Annotated in this window: 12 protein-coding genes and 1 pseudogene; 8 read left to right on the forward strand and 5 right to left on the reverse strand. The window is 61.3% G+C overall.

The window, feature by feature from the left end; translation table 11 throughout:
• Window positions 1-10: 10 nt before the first annotated feature.
• Complete coding sequence (locus VL202_RS01195; protein ID WP_325462363.1) at window positions 11-511, reverse strand: ribonuclease H; 501 nt, start codon at window positions 509-511, stop codon at window positions 11-13.
• Between the two features lie 33 nt (window positions 512-544).
• Entirely contained in the window at window positions 545-1507 is a 963-nt protein-coding gene (locus VL202_RS01200; RefSeq protein ID WP_325462364.1) for a DUF808 domain-containing protein, read from the reverse strand.
• A 209-nt stretch (window positions 1508-1716) separates the two neighbouring features.
• On the opposite strand from VL202_RS01200, the pseudogene VL202_RS01205 reads away from it, so the two are divergent.
• Window positions 1717-2397, forward strand: a pseudogene (locus VL202_RS01205) (DUF599 domain-containing protein); the annotation flags it as partial.
• A gap of 208 nt (window positions 2398-2605) precedes the next feature.
• Here the strand turns inward: VL202_RS01205 and VL202_RS01210 are convergent.
• Complete coding sequence (locus tag VL202_RS01210) at window positions 2606-3136, reverse strand: OmpA family protein (protein ID WP_325462365.1); 531 nt, start codon at window positions 3134-3136, stop codon at window positions 2606-2608.
• A 10-nt stretch (window positions 3137-3146) separates the two neighbouring features.
• Window positions 3147-3812 carry a L,D-transpeptidase gene (locus tag VL202_RS01215; RefSeq protein ID WP_325462366.1) on the reverse strand — a complete coding sequence of 222 codons (666 nt, stop codon included), beginning with the start codon at window positions 3810-3812 and terminating at the stop codon, window positions 3147-3149.
• 306 nt (window positions 3813-4118) lie between these two features.
• Here VL202_RS01215 and VL202_RS01220 point away from each other — a divergent pair, with 306 nt between their 5' ends.
• The 7 genes from VL202_RS01220 to VL202_RS01250 all read left to right on the forward strand — a co-directional run bounded on the left by VL202_RS01220 (window position 4119) and on the right by VL202_RS01250 (window position 11005).
• Window positions 4119-5081, forward strand: a complete 963-nt coding sequence (locus VL202_RS01220) for an AraC family transcriptional regulator (RefSeq protein WP_325462367.1) — start codon at window positions 4119-4121, stop codon at window positions 5079-5081.
• A gap of 140 nt (window positions 5082-5221) precedes the next feature.
• On the forward strand, window positions 5222-6496 hold the full coding sequence (locus tag VL202_RS01225; RefSeq protein WP_325462368.1) for a sugar ABC transporter substrate-binding protein: 1275 nt from the start codon (window positions 5222-5224) through the stop codon (window positions 6494-6496).
• Window positions 6497-6582: 86 nt separating this feature from the next.
• A complete protein-coding gene (locus tag VL202_RS01230; protein WP_325462369.1) occupies window positions 6583-7446 on the forward strand; it encodes a sugar ABC transporter permease in 864 nt (287 codons plus the stop codon).
• Window positions 7443-8264 (forward strand): carbohydrate ABC transporter permease, encoded by an 822-nt coding sequence (locus VL202_RS01235; RefSeq protein WP_325462370.1) that lies wholly within the window; start codon window positions 7443-7445, stop codon window positions 8262-8264. Before VL202_RS01230 ends, VL202_RS01235 begins: the two co-directional genes overlap by 4 nt.
• Before the next feature lie 11 nt (window positions 8265-8275).
• Window positions 8276-9322 carry an NAD(P)-dependent alcohol dehydrogenase gene (locus VL202_RS01240; protein WP_325462371.1) on the forward strand — a complete coding sequence of 349 codons (1047 nt, stop codon included), beginning with the start codon at window positions 8276-8278 and terminating at the stop codon, window positions 9320-9322.
• 1 nt (window position 9323) lies between these two features.
• The gene (locus tag VL202_RS01245; RefSeq protein ID WP_325462372.1) at window positions 9324-10424 is read left to right on the forward strand and encodes a sn-glycerol-3-phosphate ABC transporter ATP-binding protein UgpC; all 1101 of its coding nucleotides are present in this window, start codon (window positions 9324-9326) and stop codon (window positions 10422-10424) included.
• A 191-nt stretch (window positions 10425-10615) separates the two neighbouring features.
• Entirely contained in the window at window positions 10616-11005 is a 390-nt protein-coding gene (locus tag VL202_RS01250; RefSeq protein ID WP_325462373.1) for a GFA family protein, read from the forward strand.
• Window positions 11006-11014: 9 nt separating this feature from the next.
• Here VL202_RS01250 and VL202_RS01255 read toward each other — a convergent pair.
• Window positions 11015-11494 (reverse strand): helix-turn-helix domain-containing protein (locus tag VL202_RS01255; RefSeq protein WP_325462374.1); only part of this gene is annotated, 480 nt, incomplete at its 5' end.

Below are 11494 nucleotides of genomic sequence, written 5' to 3' on the forward strand. Positions count from 1 at the left end.
GTCTGGTTGCCTATGCGCGGCGCAGACGCCCGTTTTCGGCCAGTTCGTCGGCGCGCTCATTGCCGGGAAGGCCGGAATGGCCCTTGCACCATGAGACGGTGACCAACGGAATGCGGGCCAGTTGAGCGTCGATGGCCTTCCAGAGATCGACATCCGGGATCGCCCGGTTTCGGGCTTTCGCGTTCGGGCTGATCTTCTTCCAGCCATTGTTCTTCCAGATGTGCCGCCAGCGATTGCAGCCGTTCAGCGCATAGGCGGAATCGGTCCACAGGACCACGATATCACGGCCGGCATTGGCCCCGATCCATTCGGCTGCGTTGAGCAAAGCGATGAGTTCCATCGTATTGTTGGCGGCATCTTCAACGCCGCCGAAGCCGGACGCGATTTCGTCTGCCTGCCGATAGACGACGAACGCCCAGCCGCCTTGCCGGCTCCGAGGCTCGTAGCACCCGTCGACAAACACAGTGAGGATCGGACTTGCGTTTTGAGCCGGTGAGCCGGATTCAGCCATTGCGTCTTGTGTCTTGATGGGAGGCCTTTGCCGTCACGAGTTCTTCGGCCGCAATGTTGCAAGGACCGGGGATGCGGCATGCACACCGACGATCGTCACGGCACCTACGGCAATCGCCAGAACAGCCTGGATCGCCGATGTCACCAGCCAATGGACAGCGCCCGACAACAAGCCGATCGCCGCGCTGACGATGCCGGCGATCCTTTCGATCAGATGCTCAGGCACGTGATAGCCGAGTTCGGCAAGCCCGTGGACAAGAATGCTGCCACCGACCCAGAGCATGGCGGCGGTGCCGATGGCGGCGAGAATTTTCAGGAAGACGGGCACGCCGATGACCAGTCCGCGACCAAGGGCGCGCAATGCGCCAACCGACGAGGCTGCAAGCGACAGGCCGACATCGTCCGCCTTGACGATCATAGCGACCACGCCATAGACGGCAAGCGTGATGAGAATGCCGACGGAGGCCAGCACCGCAGCCTGCGTGTAGATGTTCGACGTGGCGACATTGGCAAGTGTCAGGGCCATGATCTCGGCGGAGAGGATAAAATCCGTCCGAATCGCGCCGCTGATCTTCTGGTTCTCCAGTTCCACCGGATCGATCGGACCGAAAACCGCCTCCTCATGCGCATGCGCCGCATGCGGCATCAAGGCCTCATAGAGTTTTTCCGCGCCTTCGTAGCAAAGGTAGATGCCGCCCAGCATCAAGAGGGGCGTGATGAGCCAGGGCGCGAAATAGCCAAGCAACATGCAGGCCGGAAGCAGGAAGAGCAGCTTGTTCTTCAGCGATCCCATCGCGATCCTGGCGATGATCGGCAGTTCGCGTGCCGGCGACAGGCCGACGACATAACGGGGCGTCACCGCCGCATCGTCGATCACCACGCCGGCCGCCTTGGCGCCGGCCTTTGCCGTCTGGGCCGCCACGTCGTCCAGGGACGCCGCCGCAAGCTTGGCAATCGCCGCCACATCGTCCAGTAGTGCTATCAGTCCGGTGGCCATCGTCATCTCCCTTTGTCGTCACGACGAATATTGCCTCGGGCATGCCTTGTCGAGTGCCTCCGCAATCACAGCGCCGCGCGTCAAATATGACGCGCAAAGGTCGCTGTAACACTTTAATTATGCAGGAGGCGAACACGTTCGCCGTTGACGCCGCCGCTGCACGGCTCTCTATTGCCGTCGAGAGGCTGGGGAGATCGTCTGTGCAGTATCTGGATTGGGTTGCCATCGTCCTGTTTCTGGTGACGTGGATCGGCATGGAGCCGATGATGGCGATCGGTTGGCCGCGCCGGGCAAACAGCCTTCTTCTCGACATGATGCGGGTTCGCAAGGCCTGGATGCGCGAAGTGCTGACGCGCGACAACAATTTCATTGGCGACGCTGCCATCCTCGGCCATACCATCAATTCGGCCTCGTTTTTCGGCTCCGCCAATCTGATCGTCATTGTCGGCATGAGCAGCGCGCTCTTCGTGGAACCCAGCGTCGGCGTCGAGGCCGGCATCATCGGCAAGGTCACGGCGATGGCCCCGATCTGGCTGTTCCAGTGCAAGGTCGTCCTGGTGATGGCGACACTGTTGCGCGGCCTATCGGATTTTATATGGGCCGTGCGGCAGATCAACTATTGCCTCGCCGCCATCGGTGCCAGCCCTTCGCGCGAGGAGCAGCGCGATATCGAGGCCTGGGCGGAGGCGTTGACGCTCGTCGTCAATCCGGCGCTCCGGTCGTTCAGCGTCGGTGTCCGATCCTATTATTTCACCGCCGCCGCCGCCCTCTGGTTTCTCGGACCGGCCGCCTTCATCATCGCCACTGTGTCGAGCGTCGGCCTGCTGGTCTGGCGGCAAAGCTGGTCGGACACGGCCAGTGGCATCATGGCGATCCGCAAGTTGCTCGACACGCCGCCACTGCCGGTGAGCAGCGCGCCGACACCCGAAGCCGCAAATAGCTCGGCGCCGGAAAAGCTGGAAGTGTGAAGCGAGAGGTTTGCATGGGGCACATTCCGCGTCACCCGTCTGGATCCATGCCGTTCTTAAACAAAACCGGGCGTATGACGACGCCCGGTTCTTTTCTTCTGTGTCCGAGCGCTGGACTTCGGGATGAAGCCTAATCGCGCGTGGTGCGCAGGTTGACGACGACGCGGCGGTTCTGGACCTTGCAGGAGCGGTCGTTGCAATCGCGGACCTCGCGGTCGTTACCGTAGCCCTTGGCCCACATGCGCTTGGGATCGACGCCCTTCGAAGCGAGATAGGCCATCGCCGCGTCGGCGCGTTTCTGCGACAGCGTCGTCATGCTGGCCGCAGAGCCGGAATCGTCGGCAAAACCCTGCAGCTTGACCAGCCATCTCGGGTTCTGGTTGAGCCAGGACGCCTGTTTGTCCAATGTCGTCCGTGCGACGGAATCGAGCGAAGCCGAATCCTGGGTGAAATAGACCCGACGCCCGACATTGAGGATGAACTCTTGCTCGCTGCCGGTGGAAACCGTCTCGAAACCGGGAGCCGGATCGTTGGTGTTGCCGGTCATCGGCACGGCGGCGGGCTCTTCGACAGCCGCGATATCGGGTGTCGTGCAGCCGGCAAGCGCCAGAAGAGCGGCCGCGGCGGCAAGGCGCCTCGTGAAGCCAATCATGGAAGACATCAGGGATTTCCTATTCGACCTGGGTTGCGTTGCTGACCTGGGGTGCCTGGTCGGCAATGTGCGGCAGAACCTGCACGGCCGTCCCGATGGGGCAACGCTGGTAAAGGTCGATGGCGTCTTCGTTGAACATGCGGATGCAGCCGCTGGAGGCATCCTTGCCAATGCTGCCAGGATCCAACGTGCCATGGAACCGGTAACCGGTATCGACGCCGTCACGCAGCAGGTACATGGCGCGCGGCCCGAGCGGGTTCTTCGGCGAGCCGCCCTCGACGAATTCCGGAAGCTCGGGATGGCGCTTGCGCATTTCCGGTGGCGGCGTCCATTTCGGCCAGAGCGTCTTGTTGTCGATCGTGGCGCGGCCATACCACTTGAAGCCTTCTTTCCCGACGCCGACGCCGTAGCGGATCGCCGTCTTGTTCTCCATGATCAGATAGAGAAAGTGATGCCTGGTATCGACGACGACGGTGCCGATCGGCTCGGCGCTGAAATATTTGACAACCTGACGGTGCCATTTCGGATCGATCTTGGCGAAGTTCGTCGCCTTGTAGGTCACGCCGTTATCGACAGTCGTGCCGTTGAAATAGGACGCTGCCGCCGCGAAAGCCGGTTTTTGCACCGCACTCGCGCCTAGTAACGCCAAACCACCAAGCAAAGTCTTTCTGCGAGTCAAAACCATCGGCATTCCCCCTGAAGGCCAACAAGCCTGATGGCAGTAAATCAGATTTTTTATCTGCCACAACAGAAAACTCTTCAGCATCGATTCTTTCGCCGGACTGTTGCATCGGTGCATTCGCCGCCGGTCTCGACTTCATGCGGGATTCTGGAAGGTTGAGGATTGAGAAGCGGTTGTCTCGCTCAGGCGTTGTGATTTCAGCCGCGTGCCGGGCCGGACGAGAGGGGCGTGCGTCCTGCTTGCCGGTCTCCAAAGCCGTCACGCGCCATGTTATAGCGAAGAGCGAAGAGCGAAGAGTGAGGGAGCGTCATGCTGAAGAACAACAAGCCGTCCGCAGCAAAACGCGCCCTGGGCGTGAAGACGGCGTCGCTTGCGGGCAATCTTCCCACCTACGAGCACATCGTGACCGATGTGAACGAGACCTTCCTTTGGCGGGTCGATGATTATCCCTGGGAGCGCAATGTCTGGAATTTTCATCCGGAAATCGAGGTCCACCTGATCCGCAACGCCAGCGGCATGGCCTTTGTCGGAGACCATATCGGCGAATTTCATTCGGGCTACCTGACGGTCGTCGGCCCCAACCTGCCGCATGACTGGGTCACTGCGACGGAGCCTGGCGAGATCATTGCGGGCAGGGATGTCGTTATCCAGTTCGATCCGGCCCGCGTGAAGACGATCGCGGAAACCCTGCCGGAGTTCAACCAGCTCGACGCCTTCTTCAGCCGGTGCGAGCGCGGCCTCGTGTTCACCGGAAACACCCGGCGCGATGGCGCCGAGATGATCGAGCGGATGGGCAATATGAAGGGATTTGCACGTCTGTCCCTGTTCATCCAGTTGCTGGACCTGCTCTCATCCTCGGATGAATACGAAATCCTGTCTTCGCCCGAATTCGCGCCAAAACTCGACGCCGGGAATCTCGATGTCCTGCAGCGCTCGCTGATCTATATTTTCGAGCATCTCGCATCCGACATTCATATCAACGAGGTGGCCGACCTTGCCGGCATGAGCGAAAGCGCCTTCTCGCGCTTCTTCAAGAAGAACACCGGCAACAGCTTTACCGATCACGTCAACAAGCTCCGGATCTGGCAGGCCTGCAAGCTCTTGTCGGAGACCGATATGCCGATCACCGATATCTGCTTCGAGGTCGGTTATCTCAACATATCGAATTTCAACAGGACCTTCCTGAAGCAGCACAAGGTCACACCGTCCGCCTATCGCAGGCTGACGAGCCGGCGACGCCCCGTCCGATCGCTTGAGGGGCAATCTCCTTGATGCATTAAAGTACAGATTCGATGCATGGAACGCGCTAGTAGTCTGCGCCATGGATCGTACTATTTGCCCGCGATCAACATCGCCGGGAGGCGCAGAACGATTGGGAGATCGTCTGCGTCAGGGACCTTTAGGAGGACATCATGATCATCAAATCGCTCGTTTCGAGCATCGCTATCGCATGCGCATTTTTCGGCGCCGCAATCCCTGCAGCCCATGCCGCAGAGTGCTCCGGCACTATCCGCGTCCTCGCCCAGCCGCGGGACGGCCTGACCCTGCTGGAGAACTACAAGGACGAGTTCACCAAGCTGTCAGGCGGGGCGGATTTCCAGATCGACTATCTCAACGAGAACGATCGCCGCGCCAAGACCAAGGCCGACGCCTCGACCATCGGCAAATACAATGTGTATTATATTGACGAGGCCAATGTCGCGCTTTTCGCGTCGTCCGGCTGGGTCGCGCCGCTGCTCGACTATTACCCCAAGGATTATGACTACGCGGATTTCGATCCCGGCCGCCAGAAGGTCGCAACCTATGACGGCAAGGTCTGGTTCGCGCCGCTGACCGGCGGCGGCGACCTGATGGTCTATCGCAAGGACCTGCTGGAAGCCGCCGGCATCCAGCCGCCGAAGACGCTCGACGAATATGTCGCGGCCGTCGAAAAGCTGAACCAGCCCGACAAGGGCATCTATGGCACGGCGCTTCGCGGCCAGCGCGGTTCCGGCGCCAATGTCTGGCGCTGGATGCCGTTCTTCAAGGGCTTCGGCGGCAACTGGTTCGACGGCAAGACGCCGGTATTCAACAGCGAAGCGGCCGTCAAGGCGACCGAAGCCTATCTGAAGATCTTCAAATACTCGGCCCCGGGCAGCCAGACGGGCGGCTGGGACGAGGCCGTCGGCGCGTTCACCTCGGGCCAGGTCGCAATGCCGATCGAATCGACACCGCTGGTCGGCATGGCGCTCGACAAGAAGTCGTCCCAGGTCGCCGACAAGATCGGATACCTACCGCCACCGACACCGCTGACCGGCGGCGGTTACGGCCATGGTCTTGCCATCGGCACCAAGGCGAACGCGGACGATGCGGCCAAGCAATGCGCCGGCCTCTTCATCGGCTGGGCAACGTCGAAGGAAAATGAGCAGCGCCGCCTCGAGGAAGGCCAGTTCAGCGAACTCAACCGCACGAGCGTGATGACGAGCGACAAGTTCGCCGAACTCTATGGCCCGGATCTTGGCCAGGCTCTGGCCGAAACCGGCAAGGTGACGGCGGTGAATTTCTGGCAGAACGCGCAATGGCCGGATCTCGGCGACCGCTGGGGCATCATCCTCGAAGAGCTGATCACCGGTACCCGTACCGACATCAAGGATGGCCTCGACGAGCTCGACGGCTTTGCCAAGGATCTGGTCGCGCGCAGCCAATAAAGAAAGCTGCCTCTTTCCGTGTCCCGGCGGGCCTTCGTCCGCCGGGGTTTCTGTCCATCGGCGTTTCATCGCCGGAGGGGTACCCCATGAAAGCCAAACATGTTTTGCCGGCAGTCTTCCTGACGCCTGCAATGGCCATCCTGGCCGTGCTGGCCCTTGTGCCGACGGTCTATGCCATCGTCATTTCGTTTCAGGACCGCGAGCTTAGCCGCCCCGATGGCCAGTTCGTCGGCCTGGTAAATTATCTATCTCTCTTTTCTGACAGACGCTTCATCAATGCCATTCAGGTCTCCCTGACCTGGGAAGTGTTGACAGTCTGCCTGACGCTACTGATGGCGATCGGGCTCGGCATCCTGCTGTTCGAATGCACGACGCCGAAGATGCGCAACATCCTGTCCTTGCTGTTCCTCGTGCCGGTGATCCTACCGCGCGTCTCTGCCGCCTTCGTCTGGAAATTCGCCTTTCATCCGCTCTACGGGATCATCACCTACCCCTACAAGGCGATCACCGGGCAACCGCTGGACCTCTTGTCCAATCCGCTGACGGCGCTCGGCACCGTCGCGCTGGTCGATGTCTGGCAATGGGGTCTGTTCTTCTCGGTCATCGTGCTGAAGCTGTTGGAAACTCTGCCGCCGCAGCCCTTCGAGGCCGCACGGCTCGATCACGCCAGGACTTGGGAAATCTATGCCTATGTCGCGCTGCCCATGCTCAAGGCGCCGCTGATCTCGCTGGCCTTCGTCAAGATGATCGAGTCGCTGCGCGCCTTCGACCTCATCTATGTCATGACCCGCGGCGGACCCGGCATTTCGACGGAAACACTCGATATGTACGCCTTTTCGCAAGGCTTCATCGAATCCGGCCGGATTTCCTATGCCTCGAGCATGGCCGTGTTGATGATGATCGCGACATCGGTCGCCTTCACCTTTCTCTGGAAGAGGGCCAGGATATGAGTTCGCGTCACCTCGGCCGCACCGCCGGAAAGGTTATCCTTGCGCTGGCCGCCTTTTCCGCTGTCTTCCCCGTCTTCTGGACTATTCTCAACGCCTTCAAGAACCGCGTCGATATCGTCACGCCGACGCCGCTGTTCTTCTTCACCCCGACGCTCGACAATTTCGCCTATGTGCTGGGGCGTGGCAGCGTCTTTGCCGGCCTCATCAACTCGGTGATCATCTCCGGAATGGCGGTGCTGATCGGTGCGGTCCTCGGCTTGCCGGCCGCCTATGCGATCGCGCGTTATCCCAACCGCTGGTCGAAGGATATCCAGTTCTTCGTCCTGTCGCTGCGCTTCCTGCCGCCGGTCGCCGTTGCCATCCCGCTGATGGTCATCTGGCTGGATTTCGGCTTGTACGACACGCGGCTGTCGATGATCGTGACCTATACCCTTCTGACGCTTGCCACCGTCGTCTGGCTCAGCGTGCCCGCCTTCAGCCGCGTGCCGAAGGAGGTCGAGGAGGCGGCGCGCGTCGATGGCTATGGACCGTTCGCGATCTTCTTCCTGATTGCGCTGCCGATCGCCTCGCGGTCGCTGATCGGCGCCGTCGCCTTCAGTTTCGTGCTGGTCTGGAACGAATTCCTGATCGCGCTGATGCTGACGACCTCCGACGCCAAGACGCTGCCGATCGTCGCTTCGGAACTGACGCAGCTTGGCCGCGATGTTCCCTGGGGCATCCTGAATGCGTCGGTCGTTCTTCTTTCCATTCCGCCGCTGCTCTTCATCGGAGTCTTGAGCGGCATGCTCAACAGCGCCTTCAAGCGTAAGTCATCGTAAAGGATCACAAGATGGAAGCTCTCGTTCTGGAGCAAAAGGGCGTGCTTGCCCTCAGGGATATCGACCTGCCGACGGACATCGGCCCCGACGATGTCAGGATCCGGATCCATACGGTCGGCATCTGTGGCAGCGACGTGCACTATTATACCCATGGCGCGATCGGCCCCTTCGTTCTGCGCGAGCCGATGGTTCTGGGCCACGAGGCCGCCGGCACGGTGGTGGAGGTCGGCGGGAATGTGCAGGGTCTGGCCGTGGGCGACCGCGTCTGCATGGAGCCGGGTATTCCGAACCTTTCCTCACGCGCGTCAAAACTTGGGATCTACAATGTCGATCCGGATGTTCGGTTCTGGGCAACGCCGCCGATCCATGGCGTGCTGACGCCCTATGTCGTCCACCCCGCCGCCTTTACCTACAAGCTGCCGGACAATGTCAGCTTCGCCGAAGGTGCGATGGTGGAGCCTTTCGCGATCGGCATGCAGGCCGCCGCGCGCGCGCGGATATCACCCGGCGATGTCGCCGTGGTCGTCGGCTGCGGACCCATCGGCATCATGGTGGCGCTGGCGGCGCTGGCCGGCGGCTGCGCCTGCGTCTACGTCTCCGATTTCAGCGCGGAAAAGCTGGCGATCGCAGGCCGCTATCCGGGGATCATTCCCGTCAATATCGGCGGGCAGGATCTGAACGACGCCGTTCAGGCCGGCACCGCCGGCTGGGGTGCCGATATCGTCTTTGAAGCCAGCGGCAGCGCCAAGGCCTATTCCGGCTTGTTCGATCTCGTCCGGCCGGGCGGTGCGGTGGTTTTGGTCGGACTGCCGGTCCAGCCGGTGAGCTTCGATGTCTCCGGCGCCATTGCCCGGGAAGTGCGCATCGAGACGGTGTTCCGCTATGCCAATATCTTCGACCGGGCGCTCCAGCTCATCGCCTCGGGCAAGGTCGACCTGAGGCCGCTCATCACCGAAACCTTCGATTTCGCCGAGAGCATCGCCGCGTTCGAACGGGCCGCCGCCGGCCGGCCAACGGATGTGAAACTGCATATCCGCATGGAAGCGGGAGGACACTGAGATGTCGAATATCGTTTGCTCCGGCGTCGACAAGAACTATGGCGCCGTCAATGTCATCAGCGATTTCAACCTCGACGTCGCCGACCGCGAATTCATCGTCTTCCTCGGTCCGTCCGGATGCGGAAAATCGACCTTGCTCCGGATGATCGCCGGGCTTGAGGAAATCTCCGGCGGAACGGTCTCGATCGGCGGCACGACGGTGAATGAACTGGAGCCGCGCGACCGCGGCGTCGCCATGGTCTTCCAGAACTATGCGCTCTATCCGCACATGTCGATCTACGACAACATCGCTTTCGGCCTGAAGCGAATGAAGATATCGAAGGCCGATATCGACCAGCGCATCAAGGCCGTGTCCGCCACCTTGGGACTGGAACCCTATCTCGCGCGCAAACCGGCCGAGCTTTCCGGCGGCCAGCAGCAGCGCGTGGCGATCGCACGCGCCATGATCAAGACGCCAAAGGTGTTCCTGTTCGACGAGCCGCTGTCAAACCTCGACGCCAAGCTTAGGCACCACATGCGCGTCGAGATCGCGCGGCTTCACCAGAAGCTGCAGACGACGACGATCTATGTGACCCATGACCAGCTGGAAGCGATGACGCTCGCCGACCGCATCGTGCTGATGAAGGGCGGTGCGATCGAGCAGGTGGGAACACCGGCCGAAATCTATGGCAAGCCGCGCACGCTGTTCGTCGCCGGCTTCATCGGCACGCCCAACATGAACCTGATCGATGTCACCATTGCTCGGGAGGAGACCGGCTGGCTCTTGCGGACGGAAGGAACCGATATCCGTATTTCCGGGCACGGTTTTGACCTGAAACCCGGTCAGGAGGCCGTGCTGGGTATCCGCCCGCCGGATCTGGTTCAGGCGCCTTCAACCGCCGGCAATGTCCTGACCGGCGTCGCCGATCTCATCGAGTTCCATGGCAACGACGCATTGGTGACCTTCAGGATCGGCGGCAAGGAAATCGGCGCCCTGGTCGATGCCGCATCCTGCCCCAAGACTGGTGAACGGCTGACATTCTCCTTCGATGAGGCGCGCATCCACCTGTTTGACAAGGCGTCCGGCCTGACGCTTCGGCGCGATGGAGGAGCCCTACAATAACCTGGTGGAAATCTCCCTCCACCGGCCAGTCGGGCAAGAGCGCTCAACAGCGACGTTCTTGCCCGACACGCTTTCCGGCTATGCGAACGAGTGAGATCTCGTATTCCATTTTCCGGCTGCATTCTTGACTGCAGCCGGCAATTGCGGTGCTCTTCGCCAGGCACATTGCCGGCTCGATGAGGAGATGCATCATGAAGCAATTTACAGGCGGCTGCCTCTGCGGCGATGTCCACTTCGTCGCGACCGGAAGCCCATACCGGGTGGGCATCTGCCACTGCCTCGACTGCCGCAAGCACCACGGCGCGCTGTTTCACGCGTCCGCCATCTTCCCCGAGGATGCGGTGGCGATCGAAGGCGAGACGCGTGACTATGCCGGCCGCTTCTTCTGCCCGCGCTGTGGCTCGCCGGTTTTTGCCCGCACGGGGGACGAGATCGAGGTCAATCTCGGATCACTCGACGCTCCCGACCAGTTCCAGCCGACATACGAGCTCTGGACGATCCGCCGTGAATCCTGGCTGCCGCCGTTTTCAACGCGGCTTTATGAGCGCGACCGTGAAAACGAAGGCCGGTTCGAGGATTGACCGTTCCGCTCAATCCTCAATGGCGGCCAGCGCTGCCCGGAGTTTCGTCGGACTCTGTCCAAAGGCCTGCGAAAAGGCGCGGGAGAAATGCGAGGCGTTCTCGAAGCCGACCTCGAGCGCAACCTCGATCAGCGGCGCCTTGGTCCTGGTGAGCAACTGCTTGGCCCGCTCCATGCGCACCCGCCGGTAGACGAGAGCGGGCGAACTCTTGGTCTCGTTCATGAAAAGCCGCTCCATCTGCCGCCGCGACAGGCCGACCGACGAGGCCAGTTCCTCGATCGGCAAGGTGCTCTCGACATGCTGCTCCATGATGATCAGAACGGCGCGAATGCGCGGGTCCTTGCACTCGATGGACAGCGGCTTGCGGGTCTGGATGGCAAGCGCGGTGCGGGCCTTTTCGATCTGCAGCACTTCCAGCGCATTGCGCTCGGCTTCCTTGCTGATATGCCGCCGCACGATGAAGGCTGCCATGTCGGCGGCACTGCTGCC

This window comes from Pararhizobium sp., assembly GCF_035497515.1.
Lineage (GTDB): Bacteria > Pseudomonadota > Alphaproteobacteria > Rhizobiales > Rhizobiaceae > Pararhizobium.